At 68.8% G+C, this 25698-nt stretch carries 17 protein-coding genes; 11 read left to right on the top strand and 6 right to left on the bottom strand.

Annotated features, from left to right (window positions below; translation table 11 throughout):
• The first annotated feature begins 20 nt into the window (after nucleotides 1-20).
• From ACNAW0_RS20435 to ACNAW0_RS20455, 5 genes are all read left to right on the top strand, one after another.
• Nucleotides 21-2885 (top strand): molybdopterin-dependent oxidoreductase, encoded by a 2865-nt coding sequence (locus ACNAW0_RS20435; RefSeq protein ID WP_416289536.1) that lies wholly within the window; start codon nucleotides 21-23, stop codon nucleotides 2883-2885.
• A complete protein-coding gene (locus ACNAW0_RS20440; RefSeq protein ID WP_416289537.1) occupies nucleotides 2882-4018 on the top strand; it encodes an Mrp/NBP35 family ATP-binding protein in 1137 nt (378 codons plus the stop codon). The genes ACNAW0_RS20435 and ACNAW0_RS20440 overlap by 4 nt, the downstream gene beginning before the upstream one ends.
• Nucleotides 4019-4021: 3 nt before the next feature.
• Nucleotides 4022-4390, top strand: a complete 369-nt coding sequence (locus tag ACNAW0_RS20445; protein WP_416289538.1) for a YidH family protein — start codon at nucleotides 4022-4024, stop codon at nucleotides 4388-4390.
• A complete protein-coding gene (locus tag ACNAW0_RS20450; protein ID WP_416289539.1) occupies nucleotides 4387-4704 on the top strand; it encodes a DUF202 domain-containing protein in 318 nt (105 codons plus the stop codon). The genes ACNAW0_RS20445 and ACNAW0_RS20450 overlap by 4 nt, the downstream gene beginning before the upstream one ends.
• Nucleotides 4705-5021: 317 nt before the next feature.
• The gene (locus ACNAW0_RS20455) at nucleotides 5022-5960 is read left to right on the top strand and encodes a helix-turn-helix domain-containing protein (RefSeq protein ID WP_416289540.1); all 939 of its coding nucleotides are present in this window, start codon (nucleotides 5022-5024) and stop codon (nucleotides 5958-5960) included.
• Between the two features lie 40 nt (nucleotides 5961-6000).
• Here ACNAW0_RS20455 and ACNAW0_RS20460 read toward each other — a convergent pair whose 3' ends face one another.
• On the bottom strand, nucleotides 6001-10257 hold the full coding sequence (locus tag ACNAW0_RS20460) for a S8 family serine peptidase (RefSeq protein WP_416289541.1): 4257 nt from the start codon (nucleotides 10255-10257) through the stop codon (nucleotides 6001-6003).
• Nucleotides 10258-10809: 552 nt separating this feature from the next.
• On the opposite strand from ACNAW0_RS20460, the gene ACNAW0_RS20465 reads away from it, so the two are divergent.
• The 3 genes from ACNAW0_RS20465 to ACNAW0_RS20475 all read left to right on the top strand — a co-directional run bounded on the left by ACNAW0_RS20465 (nucleotide 10810) and on the right by ACNAW0_RS20475 (nucleotide 17274).
• Nucleotides 10810-12858: a beta-galactosidase gene (locus tag ACNAW0_RS20465; RefSeq protein ID WP_416289542.1), complete on the top strand. Its 2049-nt coding sequence runs from the start codon at nucleotides 10810-10812 to the stop codon at nucleotides 12856-12858.
• 42 nt (nucleotides 12859-12900) lie between these two features.
• On the top strand, nucleotides 12901-16104 hold the full coding sequence (locus ACNAW0_RS20470) for an RICIN domain-containing protein (protein WP_416289543.1): 3204 nt from the start codon (nucleotides 12901-12903) through the stop codon (nucleotides 16102-16104).
• A 186-nt stretch (nucleotides 16105-16290) separates the two neighbouring features.
• Nucleotides 16291-17274: a LacI family DNA-binding transcriptional regulator gene (locus tag ACNAW0_RS20475; RefSeq protein ID WP_416289544.1), complete on the top strand. Its 984-nt coding sequence runs from the start codon at nucleotides 16291-16293 to the stop codon at nucleotides 17272-17274.
• Between the two features lie 136 nt (nucleotides 17275-17410).
• Here the strand turns inward: ACNAW0_RS20475 and tnpB are convergent, their stop codons facing one another.
• The 4 genes from tnpB to map form a co-directional block, all read right to left on the bottom strand.
• Nucleotides 17411-18871, bottom strand: a complete 1461-nt coding sequence (tnpB, locus tag ACNAW0_RS20480; protein ID WP_416289545.1) for an IS607 family element RNA-guided endonuclease TnpB — start codon at nucleotides 18869-18871, stop codon at nucleotides 17411-17413.
• Nucleotides 18868-19443, bottom strand: a complete 576-nt coding sequence (locus ACNAW0_RS20485; protein ID WP_416289546.1) for an IS607 family transposase — start codon at nucleotides 19441-19443, stop codon at nucleotides 18868-18870. Before ACNAW0_RS20485 ends, tnpB begins: the two co-directional genes overlap by 4 nt.
• Nucleotides 19444-19564: 121 nt before the next feature.
• Nucleotides 19565-21352 carry a metallophosphoesterase family protein gene (locus tag ACNAW0_RS20490; protein WP_416289547.1) on the bottom strand — a complete coding sequence of 596 codons (1788 nt, stop codon included), beginning with the start codon at nucleotides 21350-21352 and terminating at the stop codon, nucleotides 19565-19567.
• A 90-nt stretch (nucleotides 21353-21442) separates the two neighbouring features.
• The gene (gene map, locus ACNAW0_RS20495) at nucleotides 21443-22228 is read right to left on the bottom strand and encodes a type I methionyl aminopeptidase (protein ID WP_416289548.1); all 786 of its coding nucleotides are present in this window, start codon (nucleotides 22226-22228) and stop codon (nucleotides 21443-21445) included.
• 87 nt (nucleotides 22229-22315) lie between these two features.
• On the opposite strand from map, the gene ACNAW0_RS20500 reads away from it, so the two are divergent.
• A complete protein-coding gene (locus ACNAW0_RS20500; RefSeq protein WP_416289549.1) occupies nucleotides 22316-22585 on the top strand; it encodes a helix-turn-helix domain-containing protein in 270 nt (89 codons plus the stop codon).
• A gap of 72 nt (nucleotides 22586-22657) precedes the next feature.
• Complete coding sequence (locus tag ACNAW0_RS20505; protein ID WP_416289550.1) at nucleotides 22658-23155, top strand: YcxB family protein; 498 nt, start codon at nucleotides 22658-22660, stop codon at nucleotides 23153-23155.
• 56 nt (nucleotides 23156-23211) lie between these two features.
• On the opposite strand, the gene ACNAW0_RS20510 is transcribed toward ACNAW0_RS20505, so the two are convergent.
• A complete protein-coding gene (locus tag ACNAW0_RS20510; protein WP_416289551.1) occupies nucleotides 23212-23655 on the bottom strand; it encodes a hypothetical protein in 444 nt (147 codons plus the stop codon).
• A 239-nt stretch (nucleotides 23656-23894) separates the two neighbouring features.
• Here ACNAW0_RS20510 and ACNAW0_RS20515 point away from each other — a divergent pair, with 239 nt between their 5' ends.
• Nucleotides 23895-25037 (top strand): SigE family RNA polymerase sigma factor, encoded by a 1143-nt coding sequence (locus ACNAW0_RS20515; protein WP_416289552.1) that lies wholly within the window; start codon nucleotides 23895-23897, stop codon nucleotides 25035-25037.
• The last annotated feature ends 661 nt before the right edge of the window (nucleotides 25038-25698 follow it).

The raw sequence follows: 25698 nt of genomic DNA on the forward strand, positions 1-25698 counted from the left end.
CGTAAACCGAAGGGACCGTCATGACAGCCGAGATGAAGCGCGAGCGGATCATGGCCGCGCTGCCCGGTGAGCGCAGCCACGAACGGCTCCGCAACTTCCCGCCAGTGGCGAACTGGGACCATCACGTGGAGTACGACGCCAAGGCACATCCGCGCAAGGTCCCGCACGAGTACATGCTCGTGCCCACGACCTGCTTCAACTGCGAGTCGGCCTGCGGGCTGCTGGCGTACGTCGACAAGTCCGACATGTCGATCAAGAAGCTCGAGGGTAACCCGGCGCACCCGGGCTCCCGGGGACGCAACTGCGCCAAGGGGCCCGCGACGATCAACCAACTCACCGACCCCGAGCGGATCCTGCACCCCCTCAAGCGGGTCGGCAAGCGCGGCAGCGGCGACTGGCAGCAGGTCAGCTGGGACGAGGCGCTCGACGACATCGCCACCCGGATCCGCGCCGCGATCGTCGAGGACCGCCGCGACGAGGTCCTCTACCACGTCGGCCGCCCCGGCGAGGACGGCTTCGCCGAGCGGTTCCTGCTGGCGTGGGGAGTCGATGGACATAACTCCCATACCAACATCTGCTCCTCTGGGGCACGCCTCGGCTACTCTCTGTGGGGCGGCTACGACCGGCCGTCGCCGGACTACGCCAACGCCAAGGTGATCCTGCTGATCTCCAGCCACCTCGAGGCCGGGCACTACTTCAACCCGCACGCCCAGCGGATCATGGAGGGCAAGGTCTCGGGCGGCGCGAAAGTCGTCGTGCTCGACCCGCGGCTGTCCAACACCGCCTCGCACGCGGATCTGTGGCTGGCTCCGTGGCCCGGCAGCGAGGCGGCGATCCTGCTGGCCGTTGCCTCCTACCTGCTGCGCACTGGGCAGGTCGACCGAGCGTACATCCGGCGCTGGGTGAACTGGTCGACGTACATGGAGCACAAGCACCCCGAGCTTCCCGCCGACGACTTCGACGCCTTCATGGCGGCCCTCACCGAGGACTATGCCGGGTACACGTTCGCCTACGCGGCGCAGGAGGCGCAGGTCCCTGAGGAGCAGGTAGCCGAACTGTCCCGGATCGTTGCGACTGCCGGCTCCGCGCTCTCTGCGCACGTGTGGCGTGCCGCGACCGCCGGTAACCTCGGCGGCTGGCAGGTCTCACGGGCGTTGTTCTTCCTCAACGTGCTAACCGGCTCGGTCGGCACCAAGGGCGGCACCAGCCCAAATGGCTGGGACAAGATCATCGCGCACGGGCCGAACGTGCCCGAGGGCCACGACCTCTGGAACGAGCTGCTGTGGCCGCGGGAGTTCCCGCTGTCCACCAACGAGATGTCCATCCTCCTGCCGCACCTGCTGCAGGACGGCCGGGGCAAGCTGGCGATGTATTTCTCCCGGGTCTACAACCCGGTCTGGACCAATCCCGACGGGTTTAGCTGGCTCGAGGCCCTCACCGACGAATCGCTGGTCGAGTGTCACGTCGCGCTCACCCCGACCTGGTCGGAGACGGCGACCTTCGCCGACTACGTGCTGCCGATGGGCCACAGCGCCGAGCGGCACGACACCCAGTCCTACGAGCAGTACGCCGGCAAATGGCTCGGCTTCCGCCAGCCTGTGACACGGGTGGCAATGGAGAAGATGGGGCATCCCGTCTCCGACACCCGTGAGTCCAACCCGGGCCAGGTCTGGGAGGAAAACGAGTTCTGGTTCGAGCTGTCCTGGCGCATCGACCCCGACGGCTCGCTCGGCATCCGGAAGTTCTTCGAGTCTCCCTACCGCCCCGGTGAAAAGGTGACCGTCGACGAGTACTACCGCTGGGTCTTTGAAAACAGCGTCCCCGGGCTGCCTAAGGCGGCAGCCGAGGAAGGGCTCACGCCGCTGGAGTACATGCGCAAGTACGGCGTCTTCGAGGTCACCAAGGACGCCTACCGCCTCGACGAGCGGCCGCTGACCCCTGCCGAGCTGGAGGGGGCGATCCCCGACGGGAAGGGCGTGCTGCGCAAGCCGACCACCCTCGACTCGACGCCGCCGCTCGTCGGCGAGGCCGGCTCGGTCGGCGTCGTCCACGCCGATGGCGCCGCGACCGCCGGCTGGCTCACCCCATCCCGCAAGCTGGAGCTGTTCAGCGAAACCATGGTCGACTTCGGCTGGGAGGAGCACGCCACCCCGGGCTACATCGAGTCCCACGTCAGCCGGCGGTCAATCGACCAGGACAACAGCGAGATGGTCCTCATGCCGACCTTTCGCCTGCCCACCCTCGTCCACACCCGCTCCGGCAACGCCAAGTACCTCAACGAGATCTCCAACACGCACCCGCTCTGGATCAACTCCATCGACTCAGCGCGGCTCGGCCTGGCCACCGGTAACCTCGTCCGGGTCAACACCGAGATCGGATACTTCGTGGCCCGGGCCTGGTCCACCGAGGCGATCCGCCCCGGCGTCCTCGGACTGTCCCACCACATGGGCCGATGGCGTACCTCGGAAAGCGCAGGCTCACGATGGGCCATGGGTCTGGTGGAACTCAGCAACGACGGCAACGGCGTGTGGAAGCTGCGCTACAAGGAAGGCATCAAGCCCTTCAAGAGCCACGACCCTGACAGCGAGCGAATCCACTGGGACGACCCGGGCGTGCACCAAAACCTGACCTTCGCTGTGCACCCGGACCCGCTGTCCGGCATGCATTGCTGGCACCAGAAGGTACGCATCGAAAAGGCGCACGAGGATGACCAGTACGGCGACGTCGTGGTCGACACCAAGCGATCACGCGAGGTCTACCAGACGTGGATGGACAACACCCGCCCCGGCCCTTCCCGCTCCGGGATGCGCCGTCCTGAGTTCATGATGCGTCCTGTCAAGCCCCGTCGTCGGGCATTCTTCGCCGACGGTGGTGGCGGACAGTGAGCCTGCTGTCGCGCCGCCGACCCGCGGTAGCTGTCGACCTGGCCGAGGTCCGAGCAGCACTCAGCACCGTCCAGGACCCTGAACTGCACCTGCCCCTACATGAGGTAGGCATGCTAGGAAACGTCGAGGCGGATCGCGTCGGCCGCGTCACGGTGGACGTCCGCCTGACCACGCCGTCCTGCCCCATGAAGGAGACGATCGCCCGGGACATCACCACCGCCATCAGCAAGGTGACCGGCGTCGAGCGGGTTGAGGTGTCCTTCTCGGCAATGAGCGAGAACGAACGGATGAGGCTGGCCTCGCAGCTGCGGGGCGCGACGCCTGAGGGGAGCCGCCCCTTCGGCTTCGACTCCTCCACCCGCGTGTACGCCGTCGCCAGCGGCAAGGGCGGGGTCGGCAAGTCGACCATCACCGCCAACCTCGCCGTCGCGCTCGCCCAGCAGGGCCAGCGCGTCGGCATCCTCGACGCTGACGTGTGGGGCTACTCGATGCCCCAGCTCTTCGGCGTACGACGGGCCCCGGTGGCGCTGAAAGGCCTGATGTTGCCGATCGAGGCACACGGGGTGTCCCTCATGTCGGTCGGGTTCTTCCTTGCCGACGACGAGCCCGTCGTGTGGCGTGGTCCGATGCTGCACAAGGCGATCGAGCAGTTCCTCGGCGACGTCCACTGGGGTGAACTCGACGTGCTGCTGATCGACCTGCCGCCGGGCACCGGCGACGTGACGATCTCGCTGCTCGAGCTCGTGCCGGACGCCGCTCTGGTCGCGGTGACCACGCCGCAGCCGGCCGCGCGGGTAGTCGCGGAGCGAGTGGGTCGGCTGGCCCGCAACGCCCGGATGCCGGTCGCCGGTGTCGTAGAGAACATGTCCGCGCTGGTGTGCGGCTCCTGTCATCAGAGCACCACGCTGTTCGGCTCTGGTGGCGGGGCCCGACTGGCAGAGGCGATTGACGCCCCGCTACTGGGTCAGGTCCCGCTCGACATCGCGCTACGCGAGGCCGGGGACGCCGGAGTGCCGGCAATGACGTCCTCACCGCAGGCCCAGTCGGTCGATGAGCTCCGCCGGATCGCGGCTGCCCTGCCCACCGTACGCCGCAGTCTCGTGGGCCGGTCGCTACCACTCTCGGTGGTCTGACCTATGGTGAGGGAAGAGCGGTGGCCTCGCTGGGTCTACGGATCAGGCGACGAGCCCGACTATCGATTCAGCTTTGCCAATGAGCGGACGTTCTTGGCGTGGATTCGCACTGGCCTCGCGCTTCTCGCGGCGGGGGTGGCCGTCGACGCGTTCGACCTGTCATTTCCGGGCGGCGTTCAACGTGGCCTCGCATCCGCGCTGGTCGTACTCGCACTGACCACCGCCGTCATTGGCTGGACCAGGTGGGCCAGGGCGGAGCGAGCTATGCGTCGCAACAAGCCGTTGCCTGCGTCTCACTTGAGCGCGCTTCTCAGCGCCGGTGTGGTCGTGGCTGCCGTGACCGTCCTTCTCGTGGTACTCCTCTCATCGTGAGAGCTGTCCCCAACGGCGCTCAGAACGAACGCACGGCACTCGCGTGGCAACGTACCGCACTGTCTCTGATGGCTACCGCCGCCGCGCTTGCACGACTGACGTTCGACCAGCTCGGCCCTCTCGCGCTCGTGGCTATGGCGGTGGCATTTCCCCTCGCGCTATGGGTGTTCGTCGAGAGCCGCGCGCGGTACCGGCATGATGCGAGACTGAGACTTCGGAGCCGTCCGCGCGGAGGGGGAGCAGCAGCCACATTAGCCGCGGTGATGGTCGCCATGGCGGTCACGGAGCTCGTGGCGATCCTGGTCCCGGCGTGATCTGAGATTCGCGTGGCAGGACCACCGGGCCGACCCTCGGTGGCAACGGCCGGCGTCCGGGCGCTGCTCGCCGGGCCGGGTCCCGGAGAACGGGCGGCTCCCGTCACACCGCTTGTCTCCGCTTCGCCGACGCGATCGTGCTCCTACCGGTCGTGCGAGCTGGCGGGCCTCGCGTCGGTTGACTCCTGACCTGCAAGGATGTGTTCCTCGCTGGAAAGGATGCCTGCCGTGCCGATAGCATCCCGCCGAGTTCCATGGTGATGGCCCGCCGAGTTCCGTGGGCGTCTTCAGCGTCGACCCGAGGGAGCTCGTCAGCCTTGCTGGAATCATTCGGTCTCAACGCGGTCGAAGCCGAGACGTATCTTGCGATACTGCGCTGTCCCAACGAGGACCTGACCGAGCTGGCCGATCGGCTCGGGCTGGCCGAGAACGACGTGGCCGCCACAATGCGTAATCTGCAGGAGAAGGGCTTCGTCAGGTGCCGCGACCACCGGCTGCGTGCGGTCCAGCCGGACCTGGTCCTCGGCCCCATACTGCTGCGCAGGTATGCCGAGGCCCAGCGGATGCAGGCGCTGATGGCGGCGCTGACCGAGGAGTACCGGGAGCGGGCGGCACTGCGTGACGCCCGCGAGGTGGTGGAGGTCGTCACGGGGGCCGCCGAGGTCATGGCCCGCTGGGAGCAGCTCCAACTCTCGGCGAAATCCGAGGTGAAGGGCCTGGCCAAGGGGCCTGTCGTGGTGGCCGATCCCAGCCAGAGTGCGGCCCAGCGCAGCGCCATGGACGCCGGGGTCGACTACCGGATCGTGTACGAGCGGTCTCTGCTCGACGCGCCGGGCGATCCGCTTCAGCTGGCCTGCTCAGTCGATCTCGGCGAGCAGATACGCATCGCCGCGGATGTCCCGGTCAAGCTGATGATCATCGACTCCCGGGTGGCGATGGTGCCGTCTCTGACCACCAGCGCCGAGCCGTCTGCGCTCGTGGTCTCATCGGGCGCCCTGCTCGACATCGTGAACTGGGTGTTCGAGGCCGTCTGGTCGGCCGGCGTGCCGTTCCCGGTCACGGGGGCCACGCTCAAACAGGCCGATCGGCAACTGCTGTCGCTGCTCATCGCCGGCTACACCGATGGGGCCATCGCCACCCAGATGGGGCTCAGCCACCGGACTGTCCAGCGGAGAGTCAGCCAGCTGATCGCCATCGCCGGGGTGAAGACACGACTCCAGCTAGTCTGGCACGCCGCCAAGCACGACTGGCTGTGAGCTGAGGGCGGCCACCCGGTGGCGGCCGCCCTCAGCTCGGTCAGGACCGGGTGAGCGAGAAGTCGACCGTCACGGTCTTCTGCTGCTTGATCCTTGTTTCGGCCGTCTCGGCCTGGTAGCCGTTGCCGGCCACGATGAGCGTGACGGGGTTGGTCGCCTTGTCCAGCCAGACCGCGTACCGACCAGCGCCGTCCGTGGTGAGCGTCTTCCTGCCGAGCTTGCCAGTGATCTGCACGACGGCTCCAGCCACGGGCTCACCGCCCGAGCTCACCACCCCGGTGAGCTTCCCCCACGTGTTCGGCGCCTCGACGGTGACCGCGACCGGGACCGACCGGGCCGGGTACGGGGTGTTGGTCTGCACGCCGAGTGCCGCCCGCAGGGTGCCGGGCTGGGTCAGCGCCGCCTTCGCCGCATCGGTCGAAACCATCATCGTGGCACTCTCGCCGGGCGCGAGGGTGATCTCGTGCTTGTCCACGTCGAGCCAGGAGACGTCGCCGGACGAGTCGCACTGGTCGAACCCGGGCAACATCTGCGACCACGCCCACGGGTTGCTGCCCACGGTGGGCGCACCGCCGGTCCGGAAGAAGCCGCAGCCGGCACCCGACCGGTACATCGAGAAGTTGGCGTTCGGCATCGCCGACCAGGTGTCGGAGGAGGGCTGGTAGGCGTATCCCGCGTTGGTGACGCGGTCCTGCACCGCGCCGCCCGACATCAGCAACAGCCCGTTGGCCGCGGCTGAGCTGGCGCCCCAAACCCCGGCGGGCCGGTCGGCCTTCCGCGTCCAGGCGTCGCTGTCCGGATCGTAGGCGTAGGTCCGGGCGCTGAGGGCGCCGTTGACGAGGCCGCCAGAGCAGTAGACCTTCCCATCGATGCCGCCGCAGCCGAGCCAGGCGACCGGCTCCGGGTAGGGGGCGACCCTGGTCCAGCGGTCCTGCCCGGCGTCGTAGGCGAAGACGTCGGTGCTGCCGCACGAATCCGCGCACCCGCCTATCACGTACAGCTTGCCATCGAGAACCGCCGACCCCACCCCGCCGTACGCCTTCGGCACCTCGGCCCCGGCGGACCAGGTATTGGTGAGTGGGTTGTAGATCTCCACAGATCGGGTCTCGCCGCCGCCGGAGATCCAGCCGCCCGCCGCATAGAAGCGGCCATCGATGGTGCCGTACCCGGCCGCCGCTCTCGGCACTGTGGCATCGGCGCGGCGCTCCCAGCTGCCCTTGCCTGGGTCGAAGGCGTAGAGCGACTTCAGGTACTCCTTGCCGGAGAAGCCGAAGCCCGAGTAGGCCTTTCCGTCCGCCAGCCATACGGCGTTGTCCTGGATGGTCACGGGGTAGTCGGCGATCGACTGCCACGGGGCCGCCGACGGGGTGATCCCCTGCGGCTGCTCCTGACCCGCCGCCTTGGGCGCCTCGCGGGGCGCGCCGGCCGTCAGCGTGGCTTTGACCTCGCGTAGCGGCGCGCCCGGCTGCGACAACAGACCGAAGGTGTCGGCGTGCTCGGTGAGCGTGACCGTGGCGGGGGCGCTGCCGGTGTTGGTGACGTTTACCGGTGTCGAGGTGTGGCCGCCCCAGCCGACGGTCGCCGTGACCTCGGCGGGCGCGAACTCGATCCGCCCGATCGACAGGGCCAGGTCGACGCGGGTAGTCCGGCCCCTGACGATGTCGGCCTGGACCGAGTCCGGCTGGTAGTGGTCCTTGGCCGCGACAACCTGCTGCTCACCGTACGCGGGCGCGAACAGCCAGTACGAGCCATCGAGGCCGGTCGTCGCGGTGACGCCGGCTGTGGTCACCCTGGCTTCGGCGACCGGCCCGCCGGTGTTGCGGTCGACCACGCGCCCACCGACCAGGCCACCCGCTACCGGAGCGCAGACGCGGGCGCCGAGCGCGGCGTTGTCGATCTGCCACCAGAAGCCGAAGCTGCTCTTGTAGCGGAACCGGATCTGGACGGCCGGCTTACCCGCCAGCTCGGGAAGCGGCAGTTCGATGTGCCCCTGCACGCTGGTGGTTGTCTGCCGCCACACGGTCGTCCAGGTCTGGCCGCCGTCCAGGGTGTAGTCGACGGAGGCGGACGCACTGCCGTACGTGTTGTGCCGGGTGTCGAAGACCACCTCGGGCAGCACCACCTGCGACAGGTCGTGGACCGGGCTGATCAGCTCGGAGTCCTGCGTCTTGCCGCTGCCGAAGTAGCTGCCGTCGACGATGGCGAAGCCGCCGGTGCCGCCGGTGAGGTTGCCGCGCTTGCCAGGGTCGTCGAAGCGCCACCCGCCGCCCGTGGTGTTGTCCTTCACCGTCCAGGCTTCGGGGGCCGTGTCGAACGTCTCGACAGTTCCCTCAAGTTGGGGGCGGTACCCGGCCGCGGTGCACGCTACGGGGTCGACGGTCAGGGGGAAGTCCTGCTCCATGTCGCCGTCGACGGCGATGGTGCGGCTGGTGGGCGGATAGCCGGGGTAGAGCGGGGTCACGTGGACGGCGTACTCGGCGCCCTTGGGCAGGTCGATGGAGTACGCGCCGGTGTAGGGGTCGGTGCGCACCGGCTCGGCGGGCCTGCCGTTCACCTGGATCGTGGCGGCCAACGGCCAGCCCTGACCCGAGTCGTCGGTGATCGTGCCGCGCACCGTGGCCATGGGCAGCGGGGTGAGCGCGAAGTTTTCGGTCAGCTTCTCACCTTTGGCCAAGGTGAGGTCGGTGACCACGGTCCGGTAGCCGTAGGCGGAGACCGTGACCCGGTACGTCCCCACCTCGAGGAAGGTCAGGTAGCTGCCGTCGGAGACGCTGGTCATCGTGCGCGGGGACGGGCCCTCGGTGCGGATGCTCGCGCCGGCCAGCGGCTTGCCCGTGGCAGCGTTGGTGACGACGCCGCCGAGCTGGCCGGTGTCGGCCGAAGGGCCGGCGTTGACTGCCGTGAGGATGTCGAGCTTGCCGTGGCCCCAGGTGTTGTTGACGGTGGCGGTGCCGCCGCAGGTGGTGTCGGCCACGCCGATCGCGGTGTCGTCGAGCAGCGCCTCGGTGGCCTGGATGTCGCCGATGAGCTGCGACGCGGCCGACCAGAGCAGCGCCACGGCGCCGGCGACATGCGGGGCGGCCATCGAGGTGCCGTTCGCCACGCCGTAGGAGCTGCCCGGCAGACTGGAGCGGATGTTGACGCCCGGCGCGGTGATGTCGGGCTTGGCGGCGCCGCCCGCGCCGGGCCCCTTGCTGGAGAACGGGGCGATGGCGCCCGAGGCACTGAACGCGCCCACCGCGTACGCCGAGGCGCTGTCGCCCGGTGATCCTGCGGTGTCACATGCGGGGCCTGCGTTGCCGACCGCGAAGGCGGGGAAGATGCCGGCGGCGGTCCAGGCGTTGATGACGTCGTCGTAGAAGGGATCCTCGACCGGGCCGTTGTCGCTGCCCCAGGAGTTGTTGATCACGTTGGGACGCAGGGCGGGCTTGGGGTTCTGGCCGCTTGCGTCCGTCGGGGCCAGCATCCACTGTCCGGCCTTGATCAGCGCCAGGTCGGGGCAGCTCGTCTTCGTGCACCCCTTGGCCGCGATCCAGCGGGCGCCGGGCGCGACGCCGATGCCGCCGTCACCGGCCATGGTGCCCATCGTGTGGGTGCCGTGGCCGTTGTCGTCGCAAGGAGAGCCGCCCACGCAGGCACCGAGTGGGTCGTACCAGTTGTAGTCGTTCACCACCTCGGCCCCGGACTTGCCACGGTAGGCGGCGGCAAGTGCGGGGTGGTCGTACTGGACACCGGAGTCGATGTTGGCGACCACGATTCCCTCGCCCCGGACGCCGCGGGTCTGCCACACGTCGTCGGCGTTGATCGCCGCGACGCCCCACTCGACGCCGTCAGCCGCGGGCTCCGCGGTGGCGGTCACCTCGGGCAGGGCGTACGTCGTGGTGGCGGACAGGCTGCTCACCTCCGCTCTGGCAGCCAAATCGGCGGCGAGTTGCGCGGAGCCGCGGTGCACGTAGATGGCGTTGGTGGCCCAGAGCGGCTCGTAGCTCACCTTGGCCGCGTCGAGCCTGGCGCGTACGTCACGCTGGCGCGACTCGGCAGCCTGACGCAGCTCAGCCATGACGGCCTCGCCGCGGGCGGCCCAGTCGGTGATTGCAGATGCGCGGGTGAGGTCGACCCGGCGGTCGAACCGTACCCAGAAGTCGACGGCTCCTGCCGAGGAAAGCTGCTTGGCCAGGCGAGGGTGGATCTTCGCTTTCGGGTCCGCGTGCGCGGGCGCGGACAACGGCGCCAACATCGATGCCGCAAGAACCGCGACGGCGCCGACCACGAGTCCGCGGATGCTCAGACGGGTCATGATGCGCTACTCCAGGGAAAAAGGTTCACGCCTAGATATTCACGGCTGAAGGCTGCGGCGGACCCGGCGAGAATGCGTCATGACGCCAGCCCGCCAGGTGAGCGCGGGCCCGGGTGCTTGACAGAAGATCGACACTCATCGACGACGATCGCGGTCCGAAATGGTGTGACCACTCCGCGTTGCGGTACGCCGTACCGCCATCGACCTCGCCCACGTCGCCGGCCTTCCGCCAACGCACCTATTGGCGGGGCCGCAGTGGCCGGTGATGAACTGGTCGTCTACCTGCTCTTCTCCGGCTGTCTCGGCGGGTCTGGTACGCGGACCGGGGGCCTTGACGGTCCCTCGGTCGAGTGACATTATCGCCCGACGTTTACGTAAACATTGATGCCTCAACCGACCCGCAAGGCGTGCCATCCGCAGAGCTCGCCGGACCTCGCACCGCACTAGCTCGACCCTGCGTGCCTCAGGCGGATCGGTGCCGATCGCGGCCCGCCCGAGCCTTCTGGGCCGCCCACGGGCGGCCCACCCGCCCCATCTCTCGAAGGAGCATCAGTGGTTGATCCCCACCCCCGTTGGCTGCGATGGCCGTCCGAGGCCCAGCGTGGGCGCCTGGCCTTCGGCGCGGACTACAACCCGGACCAGTGGCCCCGCGAGGTATGGGACGAAGACGTACGGCTCATGCGCGCCGCGGGAGTGAACGTGGTCTCCCTCGCCATCTTCTCCTGGGCCCGGATCCAGCCGACCGAGGACACCTGGGACTTCGGCTGGCTGGACGACGTGATGGACCTGCTGCACGCGAACGGCATCGCGGTCGACCTGGCCACCGCGACCGCCTCACCGCCACCGTGGCTGACCGCGAAGCACCCCGACATCCTGCCGGTGACCGCCAACGGTGAGACGCTCTGGCCCGGTGCCCGCCAGCACTGGCGGCCAACCTCGCCCATCTTCCGCGAGTACGCGCTGCGGCTGGTCCGCGTGATGGCCCAGCGGTACGCCGGTCACCCGGCGCTGGCCGCCTGGCACGTCTCGAACGAGCTCGGCTGCCACAACGTCTACGACTACTCCGACGACGCCGCACGCGCGTTCCGCAGTTGGCTACGCGCCCGGTACGGCACCCTCGACAAGCTCAACGAGGCCTGGGCGACCTCGTTCTGGGCCCAGCGCTACAGCGCCTGGGAGCAGATCCTCCCTCCCCGCCTCGCCGCCACGCACCCCAACCCGACCCAGCAACTGGACTTCAAGCGCTTCTCCTCCGACGCCCTGCGGGACTATCTGCGCGCAGAGCGGGACCTCCTGCGCGCCATCACCCCCGACGTGCCGGTGACGACCAACTTCATGGTCATGGCGGAGACGAAGGGCATGGACTACGCGTCCTGGGCAGCCGAGGTCGACTTCGTCGCCAACGACCACTACGTCCGGCCCGGACCACAAGCCCTGGACGAGCTGTCGTTCTCCGCGAACCTCACCGGGCACCTCGCCGGCGGGCACCCGTGGTTCCTCATGGAGCACTCCACCAGCGCGGTCAACTGGCAGCCGATAAACATCGCCAAGCGGAGCGGCGAACTCCTGCGCGACTCCCTCACACACGTGGCGCACGGCGCCGACGCGGTCTGCTTCTTCCAGTGGCGCCAGTCGGCCGGGGGCGCGGAGAAGTACCACTCGGCGATGCTCCCGCACGCCGGCGCGGACAGCGACGTGTTCCGCTCGGTCACCCAGCTCGGCCAGGCCCTCGACGCGCTGGCACCCGTCGCCGGCTCGGTTCGACGCCCGGCCCGCGCCGCGATCCTGTTCGACTGGAACTCGTGGTGGGCCAGCGAGGCGGACTCGCACCCCACCAGCCGCCTGCGCTACCGCCAGGAGGCACTCGACTGGTACTCGGCCTTCCTCACGCTCGGAGTACGGGTCGACGTCCTACCCGCCGCCGCCGCGTTCGAGAACTACGACCTCGTCGTCGCGCCCGTGCTGCACGTGGTGCCGGCGCCGCTCGTCGAGCGGCTGACCCGCTACGCCGCAGGCGGCGGCCACCTGGTGACGACCTACTTCTCCGGGATCGTCAACGAGCACGACCACATCTGGCTCGGCGGCTACCCAGGGGCCCTGCGCGACATCCTCGGCGTCCGCATCGAGGAGTTCAGCCCCCTGCTCGACCACGACACCGTGGAACTGGACAACGGCGTCACCGGCACGCTGTGGACGGACCGCATCGACCTGGTCGACCCGGCGGTCGAGGTGCTGGCCTGGTACAAGAGCGGCGAACACACCGGCCGTCCGGCGATCACCCGGCGGCCCGTCGGCGACGGCTCCGCCGCGTACGTCTCCACCCGGCTGGGACCCGCCGGACTGCGGCCCGTACTGGAAGAACTCCTCGCCGCGGCCGGCCTGCACAGCGAACTGCCGGCCGAGATCCGTGGCCACGTCGAGCTCGCCATGCGCGAGACCGACGTGGCGCAGTTCCTGTTCCTCATCAACCGCACGGACGAACCGGTCGACCTCTCCGCGATCGACGGCGAACCGCTCGTCGGCGCGGGGACGGAGGCCACCGCCTCTCCCGAACCCCTGACCCTCGCACCTCGGGGCGTGGCGGTACTGCGCAGGACTTGATCCTGACCTCCCCCACACAGCAAGACAAGGAGAACGCCACCCATGAACCCCCACTCGCGCGGCCGGCGCCTGCTCGCCGCGCTCAGCGCCGCCGCCCTGGCGGTCGGCGGCGCGGTCATCGCCGCGCCACAGCCCTCGGCGGTCGCGGCGGCTCCGGCGGCGGCCGCGCCGGTCACCGTACGCCCCGACCCGTCCTACCAGGGGCAGCCATTCGAAGGATGGGGCACCAGCCTCGTCTGGTTCGCCAACGTGACCGGCGGCTACCCGGACGAGATCCGGGAGAAGCTCGCCGAGATGCTCTTCGGCGCGGACGGCCTGAACCTGAACATCGCCCGCTACAACATCGGCGGCGGCAACGCCCCGGACGTACGCGACTACCTGCGCGCGGGGGGCGCCGTCGAGGGCTGGTGGCAGGCGCCCGCCGGCACCACCCGGCACGACAAGGACTGGTGGAACCCCGACAACCCCGACCACTGGAACTGGAACGCCGACCAGACCCAGCGCTGGTGGATCGACCGCATCAAGAACAACATCACGCACTGGGAGGCGTTCAGCAACTCCCCGCCGTACTTCCAGACGGTCAGCGGCTATGCGTCGGGCGGCTTCAACGCGAACAACGACCAGCTCAGGACCGAAAGCATCGACGACTACACCACCTACCTCCTGCGCGTCGTCGAACGGCTGGAACAGACGCACGGCATCAAGTTCGACACCCTCGACCCCTTCAACGAGCCCAACACCAACTACTGGGGCACCCAGCTCAACGCCGCCGGCGAGCCGGTCGGTGGGCGGCAAGAGGGAGCGCACATCGGCCCGGAGCTCCAGCAACGGGTCATCCGGGCCCTGGCACAACAGCTCCAGACCGCCGGAACCAACGCGGCGATCTCGGCGATGGACGAGACCAACCCGGGACGCTTCGCGACCAACTGGAACACCTACCCGGCGGACGTACGCGCACAGGTGCAACAGCTCAACGTGCACACGTACGGGACGGGGCAGCGCACCACGGTCCGTGACATCGCCAAGGGCGAGAACAAGCCGCTGTGGATGAGCGAGGTCGAGGGTTCCTGGGGCAACAAGCAGGACTTCGTGAGCATGACCCCCGGGCTCGGCATCGCCCAGCGTATCGCCGACGACCTGCGCGAGTTGGAGCCCACGGCGTGGGTGTTCTGGCAGCCGGTCGAGGACTACAACAACATGAAGCCCGGCGGCGAGTCCGCGCAGGGGGCGAACTGGGGAAGCATCCAGATCCCCTTCAACTGCACCGCCCAGTCCACCCTGGACACCTGCCCGATCTACACCAACACGAAGTACCACACCGCCCGCAACTTCACCCACTACATCCACCCGGGCGACCGGCTGGTGAAGGTCAACGACACGAACAGCGTCGCGGCGGTGTCCAAGAAGGGCGCGACGGTCGTCTACATCAACAGCAGCACCCAACCGCGCTCCGTGACCGTCGACCTGTCCGCGTTCCAGACCGTGAACCCACACGCGACGGCGACACCGATCGTCACCAGCGCGGGCGGTGCCCTGCAGCAGGGCGCCGCAGTGCCCGTGGACCGGGCGAACCGCTCCGTGACCCTGACGGTCCCGGCCGAGTCGGTGTCGACGTTCGTCATCGACGGCGTCAGCGGCGTAGCGAACGACGCCCGGCTCGTACAGGACGGACACGTCTACCGCATCGAGGGAGTGCAGAGCGGCAAGTCGCTCACCCCGAACGCGGCCACGGACGGTGCGGTCATCCGGACCACCAACCCGGCGAGCGGCGCGCAGCTGTGGCGCCTGCAGAAGCTGACCGACGGCGACAGCAACCGGGCCCGATACACGATCACCCCGGCGGCCGGCGACGGCCAGCTGGCCGTGCAGGACGGCGCGCTCAAGCTCGTCGAGGCGCAGCCGACGGATCCTGACGCCGCCCGACAGTGGATCCTGTCCACCACCGGTGACGGCAGCTACACGCTCGTCAACGTCGCCTCAGGACGTGTCCTCGACGTGTCCGGCTCCGCCACCAACGACGGCGCCGCCGTAGGGGCGTGGCTGGCCAACTCGGCTAACAACCAGCGCTGGAAGGTCATCGACGACACCGTCCAGGAGGTGCAGAAGGCCGAGGTGTTCACCCCAGCGGGCATCGCGGCGACGATGCCGACGACCGTCGTGCCCGTATACCGCAACGGCTCCCGTGGCGCGCTGCCGGTCAGCTGGGACATGCCGGCCGACCAGGACTGGAACAGGCCGAAGACGTTCACCGTGGACGGAGTGGCCACCGACCCGCTGGGCCAGCAGTACCCCGCCAAGGCCGTGGTCACCGTCGACCGGCTGGTGTCGACGCAGCCGGCCCGGGCCAAGACGTACGCAGGCGGCCAGCCCGATCTGCCGGCCCAGGTGACCGCAACCGGCAGCCTGGGCGGAACGGTCACCCGCCCGGTGACCTGGGACCCACCCGCCCCGGACGCCTTCGACCAGGTCGGGGTCGTGATCCTCTCCGGGCAGGCGCAGGTGGGCGACGGGCAGACGCTGCCGGCCAAGGTACGGGTCCAGGTCACCGAGCCGGTGGAGGAGAACGCCGCGATGGCCGCCGGCACCGGCATCACCGCAACGTTCACCGAACCCGGCTACTCCACCGCCGGTCTGCGCAACGGCGATCTGACTGACAAGGCCTGGTCGAACTGGAAGTCCGGCACCAAGAACACCTCCGACACGATCACCGTCACCCTGGCGAAGCGGCGGACGGTCCGCCACGTCGCCACGGCGTTCTACCGAGACGGGGCGACCAACAGCTACGCCCAGAGCCTGCGGATCCAGGCCCGTGACACGCAGGGGACCTGGAGCGACGTCAGCGGCGAGGTGACGGTGCCGACAGGTGGCGCCACCGCTCCAGTGGTGGATGTTCCGATCACGGCCACGACCACCGACGCCGTACGGATCGTACTCACGGCGCGGCCCAACACCCACATGACGATCAGCGAGATCCAGGTCTTCGCGAACGCACCCGGCACCTCCTCGGAGGCCCGAGCTGCGACCATCACGGTGGACGGCACCGAGGTGCCCGGGTTCGATCCGGAGACCACGTCCTACCGGCTGCGGATGACCGGGCCGGCTCCGTCCGTCACCGCGACGGCGGCCGATCCGTACGCCACCGTCGCAGTGGAACAGCCAAGCGCCAAGAACCAGACGGCAACGATCTCGATCACCAGCGAGGACGGGTCGCAGTCCCGTACCTATCGCATTGACATGTCCCGGTAGCGCCGAAACCGGGATTCGCAGTGATGGGGCTGGTCCATCAGTGATCAGCCCCATCACTGCGCCATCCGTACCTACCGCTGCTGATAGTTTCAGCCGGTCGAAGCCGTCCGTCACGGGCGTCGAGTCGTCCCACCATCCCCGCAGGAGCAGCCGCCAATGACCGTTCCCCGGCGTCGTGGTGTCTCGATGGCCGACGTAGCCCGGCTCGCCGGCGTGTCCTCGCAGACGGTCTCGCGCGTCTCGACCGGCCACCCCAACGTCGTAGAGTCCACCCGTCAGCAGGTACTCGCCGCGATGCGGCAGCTCGGTTACCGACCCAACAGCGCCGCCCGAGCCCTCAAACGGGGCTCGTTCCGAACCCTGGGCATCATCCTGTTCACCCTGTCCACCACCGGCAACAGCCGCACGGTCGAGGCGATCGCGACGCACGCCGCCCAGGAGGGGTACGCCATCACCCTCATTCCGGTCGCGATGCCGACCCAGGACGGCGTTCTGGGTGCCTTCACCCGCCTGGGCGAACTCGCCGTTGACGGGGTCATCGTGATCATGGAGGTTCATCTGCTCGACACGGTGAACCTGACGCTGCCACCCGGGGTGCCGGTGGTCGTGGTCGACTCCGACGCCGGGGACCGCCACCCCGTCGTCGACACCGACCAGGCCGATGGCGCGCGGCAGGCCGTACGTCACCTGCTCGACCTGGGCCACCGGACCGTCTGGCACGTTGCCGGCCCGGCCGAGTCCTATTCCAGCGAGCGCCGCACCGACGCCTGGCGCGAAACGCTGCGAGCGGCCGGCCGGCTGGTGCCGGATCTTCTGCGCGGCGACTGGAACGCCGAGTCGGGCTACCACGCCGGGCTCCGGCTCGCCGAGCAGGCCGACTGCACCGCCGTGTTCGTCGCCAACGACCAGATGGCTCTCGGCGTCCTGCGTGCCCTGCACGAGCGGGACCGCCGAGTGCCGCAGGACGTGAGCGTCGTCGGCTTCGACGACATCCCCGACGCCGCCTCCTTCCTTCCGCCATTGACCACGATCCATCAGGACTTCGCCGAGGTCGGCCGCAGGTGCGTGCAGGGGCTGTTGCGGCAGATCCGCAACGAGCCGGCGGATACCGGCACCGTCCTCGTGCCCACCAGCCTGGTCATCCGAAGCAGCACCGCCCCACCAGCCTGAGACGCCACGCTCGTTGAGGACGCGCCGGCCGCGATCGGCGCTCGTGGCGTGGTACGTCGAATCCAAGCGCCGTTGCTGATTCCGTAGTCGGATGTCAGCAATCCCGGCCTTTCGGCTGGGAAGGTCCGTGACGGTGTCACCGGAGCGCGGGGTGCGTTTCGGTGTCCTGATGACGGTCTCGCGTTTCCTGCTGCCGTTGGCGGGTCAGGGTTGCGCCACCTGCCCGCCCACCCGTGGCCTTGCGGCTGCGGGTGGTGGTGGTGCGGGTCTTGCGGTCGGCTCCACGCGGTTTCGGCGCTTGCACGCCCGGGTCTCCGGCCACTCCGGTACCCGTTGTTACTGCCGTCGCGAGGGCGGCAAGGTTGCGGGCTGCGTTCTCGTCCCGATCCATGACCAGATCGCAGGCATCGCAGCGGAACACTCGCACGTGCAGCGGCAGCTTGGCTTTCACCACGCGGCAGGCCGAGCAGGTCTTGCTGGAGGGATACCAGCGGTCGGCAACTACCCGCCGACCACCATTCCATGCGGCTTTATACCCCACCTGCCGACGGATCTCCCCGAACCCGGCGTCGGCGACCTTGCGGGCGAGGCGTCGGTTGCGGAGCATGCCGGCCACGTTGAGGTCTTCCACCACCACGGTGCCGTACTCGCCGGTGATGCCGGTGGTGAGCTTGTGCAGGGCATCGGCGCGGAGATTCGCCACCCGGTGGTGCACGCGGTTACGTTCGGCGTTGGCGACCGCCCATCGTCTGGACGGCCGCTGCCCGGTGCGCCGGTCCGGCCCTTGGCGGCGGGACACCCGACGGGAGAGCCGTTTGAGGTGCTTGAGCGCGCCGTCGTAGTGCGCCGGGTTCGGCACGAACCGCACCGTGCCCTGGCTGTCGGCGATCACCGCGAGGCACTTCACGCCCAGGTCCACACCCGCTACCACGTCGGGGCGGGCCGGGGTGCGGTCGGTGGCGCGTTGGATCTCGACCTGGAACGAGCAGAACCACCGGCCCCGCGCGAACCGGACCGTGGCAGACAAGATGCGAGCGGTGCCGTTGGCGATACGGCGTTGCAGCTTGCGGGTGGACTCGTGGGTACGGATCCTCCCGAGCCGCGGCAGCGTCACATGCTGCCGGTCCGGCTCCACCCGGATGGCGCCGGTCGTGAACCGGCACGCCAGCCGGGCGGTGTGCTTCGACTTGAGTCGGGGCATGCCCACGCGCTTGCCTTTGCGCTGCCCGCGCTTGGACTTGGTGTAGTTGTCGAACGCCGCCGCCGCGTTCGCCAAGCCTGTGCTGTACGCCTCCTTGGAGTTGTCCTGCCACCAGCCGGCGAAACGCGGGTCGGTCTTCTTGACCTCGTTGAACACCTTCCGCAACACAGGCAGCGACCACGGCCGCCACGGCGTCTGGTCCTCCTCGGCGATGCCGTACGAGGCTTCGGCCTTGCGCTGCCACCACGACGCCGTCACCCAGGAAACGGCCCAGTTGTAGGCGACGCGAGCCGCACCGCAGTGTGACCGCAGCCGCTGCTCCTGCGTGGCGTTCGGGTCCAACGCGAAACGGAACGCCTGGAGCACGAAACCGGGCCGCGGCTCGAACTTCTTCACACCAACGGCTCCTCGCCGGTCGCGGCGGCCACAGCGCGAGCGGCACGGTTCTTGCCCGCCCGCTGTCCGTACAGCCGGGCGCACATCGACGTCAGCACGTCGGCCATGTCTTTGACCAGGTCGTCCGTGGATTCCTCCGGGTCGAGGACCACCAGGCGACGCCCGGTCGCAGCGAGCGCGGCTTGCAGGTGCTCCACACCGAAGCGGGCCAGCCGGTCCTTGTGCTCGACCACGATCACCGCCGCCGTCGGGTCGGCGAGGAGGCGGTGCAGCTTGCGGCGCTTGCCGTTCAGGCCGGAGCCGACCTCAGTCACGATCTCCGCCACGGCCAGGCCCTGGGCGTTTGCCCCCGCCACAACCCGCACGGTCTGGCGGTCCAGGTCACCCTTCTGCTCGCTGGAGGACACGCGGCAGTAGGCGACCACGCGACCGGTCGCAGGCCGCGTCTCTTGCACGATCCACGTACCAGACGGCGCCTGACGGACAGGAACGGGCATTCTGCCGTCCTTCACCCACCGCCAAGCGGTCTGATAGGTCACGCCCTGCTCGCGTGCCCAGTCTGACAGCTTCACACCCCCCACAGTACATGTAAATGTTCGACAATGATTGCCCATAAAACCCGGATCTGTTGCCAACCCCTCGACTAGGCCGATCCACCCCTCCCCGCATTACGGCTACCCACAGTTCAGATGATCATCGAGCGGCTTGCCGCCCCGGCTCGTCGTCGGTGCGCTGATTGAACTCACTGCTGGTGGCCGCGCTTTTCGGGGCGCCGAAGGTCACCGGTTCGTCGACTAGCCGCGGCCGCAACGGCCTGCGCGGCCGAAACCACGAGCCGGTCGGCTGGGCGACCCACCGCTTGCCCACCTTGTCCACTCCGATCACATAGAGGGTCAGCGAGCCGTCGGGGGCAAACCGCATGCGCAGGAAGCACTTGAAGTCCTCGATGCCCTGCCCGGCGAACAGCTCTTGCACGTTTACCCCGAACCGGGCTGCGACCAGCAGGTACGCGCAGACCAGCAGCACGCCGGCGATCCCGGCGACAGGCAGATACCCGATCGACGCGATGAGGGCCTGCCATAGCCATGGCAGATCGCGGACCGGCAGCTGCGTCCACAGCAGCCATCCGCCGACGCCCAGCGCAAGCTGGGCCAGGCCGTGCGCCCCGCCTAAGACAAACGCGGTCGCCCGTTGCTGCCCTTCGCTGAGGCCGACGGCGAAGAACATGCAGGAGACCAGCACGAGCATTGTCATGAGGAAGGTGGTGAGGATGCGGCCGGACCCACTCTGCAAGGCCAGCAGCAGCATGGTCTGAATCATGCCCAGCAGCACAGTGAAGCCCGGGTTGCGCCACGGCAGGCGGCCGAAGACCCCGCTGCCCAGCCACTGCGACCGCAGCCTCGTTGGGTAGGTCGCGGCCAGCTCGTACAGGTGCTGCCGGCCCGAGCGGCGCAGCGTCGAATGGCGCGGCGGGACCGTGATCTCCTCGGGCAGGTGGTGGGTGGCGTGGGTGAACGCGCCGCCGCCACCGCAGTGGATCAGCTGTCGTGGCGTCTGGTCCGATGTGTACCGCGCATAGTGGTGCAGATCCCCGGCCAGCAGGAAGGCGACCTCGGCGCCGGACGGCTCGATGACCTGCTGCAGGAAGTAATCCAGCGTGTCGTACGCCCGTGGGTGGGCCGCAGCCAGCACCCAGGACGGCTGGTGGATCGTGACGATGACCTTGTCACCCTTGTGGAAGGTGGCCGCGACACCCTTGAAGAACTCCAACTGCGGATCGTCCAGGTATGCGTCGCCTTGCGCGTCGATGGCCAGCATCCACCAGCCGTGTGGCAGCTTCAGCGCGAAGTAGCTGCGCGTCTGCTGGGTACGCCAGCCGCCGATGTTCGACTCGGCGCGCCGGGCGAACAACCGCAGGAACGCCGTCAGCCCGTCGTACCAGTCGTGGTTGCCCGCCACGGCGTACATGTGCGGGCTGTCCTGCGTGATCGCATCGGGCAGCGCAGCCGTGTACGGCCCTTCGAACCGGTCCTCGTACCGTTCCGTGCTGGCCGTCGGATAGACCAGGTCCCCGCCGATCACCAGGACGTGGCCGCGGGGCGTGACTTCGCCCGCCACCTCCAGTCCTTGCTGCGCGAGCAGGTACGCCATCGTATATGTCGCGTCGAACCCGTCACCGACGTCGGCGACGTAATCCAGCCACAGTTCGTCCGTGTCCGTGTCCGTGTCGGTGGCGTGGTCGTGCACCCGCGTCGGCAGGGCGACCTGCAGTTCACGCTTGTCCAGGTAGGCACCGAACTGAGCGGACAGCGCGACACGGGCACCCGTGGCGGCCAGTTGGGCCGGGCTGAGCCACTTGACCGGTTCGCGTGGGGTGAAACCCAGGTCGGCTGGGTCCAGCCGGTCGGGCCGGTGTGGCGGGGCGGCCGTATCCACATCGCGGTCCGTCCCCGAGAACTCTGGTGGGGGTGCGAGCGTCATGAGCGGGCAGCCTACAGCGTCAGGATCGGAGGGCCGGAAGGCGTGTGCGGCGCGCCCAGCGTGTGTGGCAGGGTCTGGCGGCGTCCGCGATCACGTACGCGTCTGAGGCGGTTCACGCCGGGTGAGCACCAAGGGGGCGTCCTCGGTGATGGCGACCGTGTGCTCGGAGTGGGCCGTGCGTGAGCCGTCGGCCGACCGGATGGTCCAGCCGTCGGCGTCATAGACGATCCGGTCGGTCGTGCGGGCGAACCAGGGTTCGAGCGCGAGGGTCAGGCCCGGCCGGAGCATGAGGCCGCGCCCTGCCCGGCCCTTGTTCGAAACGTGGGGCTCCTCGTGCATGGTGCGGCCGAGGCCGTGGCCACCGAACTCCGTGTTGACCGGATAACCGTAGTCGTGGGCTACCGCCCAGATGGCCGCCGAGATGTCACCCAGGCGGTTGCCCGGACGCGCCATCTCGATCGCCGCCTCCAACGCTTCCTCGGTGGCGCGGATGATCCGCAGGTCCTCCTCGGCGGCGGTCCCGACGACGACCGTGCGCGCCGAGTCGGCCACCCAGCCGTCGATGCTGACCGCGAGGTCCGCGCTGAGTACGTCGCCGTCACGCAGCGTGTAGTTGTGGGGGAGGCCGTGCAGGACGGCGTCGTTGACCGACAGGCAGATGACGTTGCGGAACGGGCCGCGTCCGAAGGACGGCGCGTAGTCCCAGTAGCACGACTCCGCCCCGCACCGTTTGATCATGCCGCGTACGTGGTGCTCCAGGTCGAGGAGGTTGACGCCCACGTCGGCGAGCTGACCGACCTCGGTGAGCACCTCGGCGACGAAACGCCCGGCCACGTGCATGCGTTGGATCTCCGCAGGCGTCTTCAGCTCAATCACGAGTACCTCGCGTCACAAGGGGTTGGTATAGTTATACCGGCACTCTAACGCTTGCCGGTATAGTAATACCAGCCGTATCCTGGGAGCATGGTCCGCCAACCGCTCACACCTGAGCAGATCGAAGCCGGCAGGCGTCTCGGCGCCCTGCTGCGCCACGCGCGAGCGGGACGCGACCTAGCGGAAGTCGCACACGCGGCTGGCATCTCGCCGGAAACCCTGCGCAAGATCGAGACCGGACGACTACCCTCTCCCGGATTCGGCACGATCATCTGCCTCGGTGAGGCGCTCAACCTGCCGGTGCAGGAGTTGGCAGCCACCTGGCGCGGCAGCGACCTATCGCTGGAAGCCGCCTTGTAGCCGCTGCTCCACCCGTCCAGGGAACCGGTCGGCACCATCACAAAGTGGCGGGTGGGGCACTATCGTTCTGGCGTGCACATCCGTTTTGACGTCCCAGCCGATCCCGCCTACCCAGGCCGCGTGGCCGCTGCGCTCAGCAGTGTTCGACTGCGCAAGTACGGTTATATCGGCGCGGTGCTGGCGGCGGTCGGGGCGATCGGTTTCGCCGTCTCGCGGGCATTCGCGTGGGGCGACCAGATCTCGCCGCTGTACATGGCGATGGTCGTGGTTGGCCTGCTGTCGATGCTGTACTCGCCGTGGGTGCGGTTGCGCGCCCGGCGCCGCTCCAGTCGCTACGCTGTCGAGGGCGCCTACGACATCACCGACGACAACATCATGATGCGCAGCGGCTCGGAGTCCGGCGGCATCGCCTGGGACGGGGTCGCCCAGGTAAGGGACACCCCTGAGTTCTGGATCGTGTACGTCGGCCGGATGCCGGCGACCGTGATCCCACGCCGCTTGATGTCCCCCGAGGACGCCGAGACGTTGCGAGCCTATATGGCCAAACGCGGGCTGCTCCAGCCTCGGTGAACTAGCGCGCATCACGCAACGTCACACTACGGCGACGGCGACTCCACCCAGCGCTGCTACGCCCGCTCGAAGACGAGGTCGAAGTCCTTGCGCCAGGTTGATCCGTGATCCTCAGACGCCTCCCAGCGACCCGCGATCCGGTCTGGCCCGACCTCAGCGATGAACCGCTGGAACATGTCAGGATCCTCGCGACTCAGGTTCCAATGCGAGCCGTCGAATGTCATGGCGAAGACCCGGCAGACGCCTCGTTCGTCGTGGTAGAGGGCCGTGTAGGCGTCGTGCGCGTCGCTGCGACCGAGAACCAAGACCATCTCACTCGTGGCCTTTCCGACATCGCCCTCCATCGTCCAGCGGAAGACCACAAACGCGTCGCCGAGCCACTCGACCGTCGCCGAGCCTGACACCTCCAGGTCGGCCGGCTCCAGGAACCACGCGTTCCGCATCGTCGTCTGCCACGATCCGACCAGGACGTCCAACCGCTCCAAGGCCCCGTTGCGCATCGCTTCCTCCTTACATTGACCCTGGTTCGACTCCTGCTGGGCGGCGAACTCGTCGGTCGAGGCATGCCCAGCAGCGGCCCAGTGATCTACCAGTACACGATCATGCCGCGTAGAGGTCGCGCAACTGCCGATGTTCGTGATCCACGAGAGTCGCCCGCACTTCTCCAAAGCTCGGCTGCGATGCAACCCCGCCGGGAGTGCGCTCCGTCGTGCGAGTGGAAGCGATGGAAAGGAGCAGCGTGAAAAAGTCCGAGGAGGACGACTTCCGGGCGTTCGTCGGTGCCCGCATGGACCGCTGGCGGCGCGCGGCGTACCTGCTGTGCCACGACTGGCACGCCGCGGACGACCTGGTATCGATCGTCGTGGGCAAGCTCTACCGGCACTGGCGCAAGGTGACCTCGGCCGACAACCCGGACGGGTACGCCCAGCGGGTGTTGACGAGGTCCTGGCTCGACGAGGGCCGCCGGCCCTGGCGGCGGGAACAGCCGGTGGAGGCTCCACCGGAGACCGGCTGGACGCACCCGGACCGGGTCGACGACCGGGAACAGTTGACGGTCTTGCTGGCGCACCTGGCGCCACGGCAGCGCGCAGTCGTTGTGCTGCGCTTTTACCTCGACCACTCGGTCGAGGAAACCGCGGAACTGCTGGGCATCTCCGCGGGAACGGTCAAAAGTCAGTCGGCGCGGGGGCTCGAGACGCTGCGCACCCTGGCGTACTCATCTGGGAGCAGTACGGCGGTGTTCGAGGCCGCCGATCCGGATGATCCCGGCTGGCGGGTGCCTGGGGGCTTCGTCGCCCTGCTGGGCAACCGGGACTGGAGGAGCGACCGGCTTCTGTGGGGGTGTGTCGGAAAGTCGCCGTTCCTGGAGATTGATCGGGCCTTTCTGCGGCATGGGTTGGGGGAGTGGCGCCCCCAGTTGGCAGCGCTGGAGAATCTGTGGCGGCGACACGGCCGGGCGGAGGTGTCGGCCGCACTCGCCGAGGCGGCGGAGCCGCATCCGCTCGTCGCCGAGCTGGTGGACGAGCGTTGGCTGAGCCGGAGGCCCGGGTCGACGACCACCTGGCCCTGGAACGGCAGGTCGAGTCGCTTCGCGAGCCGCAGTGGTCGGTACGGATGCTGCGGCTGGTCGACGAGAGATTTGGCGGCCAGCTTGTCGACGACCAGCGGATCGACTGGCGAGCCGTCCTCGCGGAGCATCGGGGACGGCCGTTCTCCCGCCCTGTGTTGGTCCAGCTGGCAGGCCGGGAGGACTGTCCGGACGAGTTTCTGGTCGGCATCCTCAACCGGAAACCGCTGGTTCCGGCTGTCCGGGGCCGGATACCGCTGGTTCCGGTCGGCCGGGAGCTGCTGGATCCACTCGCCAAGCGCGAGCGCGGGGTGAGCTTGGCGGTGCTGGCGGCCTTTGTCCAGGCGCCCCGCGGTAGCGGCGACACACGGACGCGAGCTTCGAGACAAGTGGTGCGGTCCAGCCTGGAGCAGGGCATGTTCACGGTGGACGAGGCGCTGGCGGTGCTGACCCCGCTGTCCACCCTGTGCGGCATCCTCTATCAGGGCGGCGGCCCGCTGAACGAGGTTGTGGGCGCCCAGGTCGAGGCAACGCTCGGGTCCGACCCGGGCGCCTGGCGGGCGCTGTGGAAGCTGCTGCCCCGGTGGCGGGAGTCGCTCGAACAACTCCTCGCCGCCGCGGTCGAGAACGCGGGGCGTACGACGGAGTGGGTCAGCCCGAAGTCGGTGCCGTACCCGTCGCTGGAACAGTTCATGGACGCACCGAAGATGACGGTGCCGCGTACCGCCCTGTATGCCCTGCTCAACGCCAGCCCGGTCTGGATCCGGCTGGAGGTGCTGCCGGTGCTGGACGAGCTGGCGCGGTTCGACCTGCTCAGCCGGTTGCGGGTCGTGGCGGAGATGTTCGACGGGGTGCTCGACCGTGGTGACCTGCCCTTGCTGCGGCTACTGGCGGCGAACCGCAACCTGACCGACGAGCAGCAGGCCCGACTGCTCGCCCTGGGCGACCCGGACATCCACGCGCAACTGTACTTCCG

The sequence above is a fragment of the Micromonospora sp. SL1-18 genome (assembly GCF_047921505.1).
Lineage (GTDB): Bacteria > Actinomycetota > Actinomycetes > Mycobacteriales > Micromonosporaceae > Micromonospora.